At 33.4% G+C, this 706-nt stretch carries 1 protein-coding gene; it reads right to left on the bottom strand.

What is annotated here, in order from left to right; translation table 11 throughout:
* Positions 1 to 158 precede the first annotated feature (158 nt).
* Positions 159 to 539, bottom strand: a complete 381-nt coding sequence (locus tag KO524_RS15165) for a hypothetical protein (RefSeq protein WP_219295074.1) — start codon at positions 537 to 539, stop codon at positions 159 to 161.
* Positions 540 to 706 lie beyond the last annotated feature (167 nt).

Below are 706 nucleotides of genomic sequence, written 5' to 3'. Positions count from 1 at the left end.
ACAAAACGCTCAATATAATTGAGCGTTTTTGTATTTAATAGAAGACTCGCACCTAGCATTCTTGTGTATATTTATCCGTACCACACGAAAGGATTCGTGCGGTAGCGGGGTTGTTTATTCGTACTACAGAATTCATACTTGAACTGAAATTTAAACACTTATTTCAAATTTCTAGCAACATCTTTATAGTCTAATGTTTCAATTAATTTTCCATCTCGATAGTGCTTCAATGTTAATTCCCCTTTTCTTTTAGAAATAGAATCTCCTATTTCAAACTTATTCTCCCAATCTGAAGGAACATAAAAATGCTCACTACTAACTTTCAGCGTTAATGTATTATGATTCATTTTTAATCTAAAAATTGAATCTACATTTCCACTTAAAAAAACACCCAATTTATCATCGAGATAGACCTCTTTATCTGACCTTTTGTCGGCTTTTGATACAAAATAAATATAACCAAAGAGCATTAATAGGGGAAATACAAGCACCCCTATTAAAATTACTTTTCCTGTAAGAGATATCTCTAAATCTTTCATAGTTTAAAAAACTTTTGTGGTTCCATACGAAAACATACCCCCCCCGCTGCCGCACGAATCCCCCGCTGCCGCACGAATCCTTTCGTGTGGCAAATAGAATTCTACAATACATAACACAAAAATACTTTGATTTCAGGATATCTGGCGTTTATATAGCTATTAACTAT

It is taken from the genome of Flavobacterium sp. NKUCC04_CG (assembly GCF_019345525.1).
Lineage (GTDB): Bacteria > Bacteroidota > Bacteroidia > Flavobacteriales > Flavobacteriaceae > Flavobacterium.
This window is presented reverse-complemented; position numbering and strand designations above follow the sequence as displayed.

Coding starts and splice junctions, on each gene's coding strand:
- KO524_RS15165 (WP_219295074.1), bottom strand. CDS start 539: ATGAAAGATTTAGAGATATCTCTTACAGGAAAAGTAATTTTAATAGGG.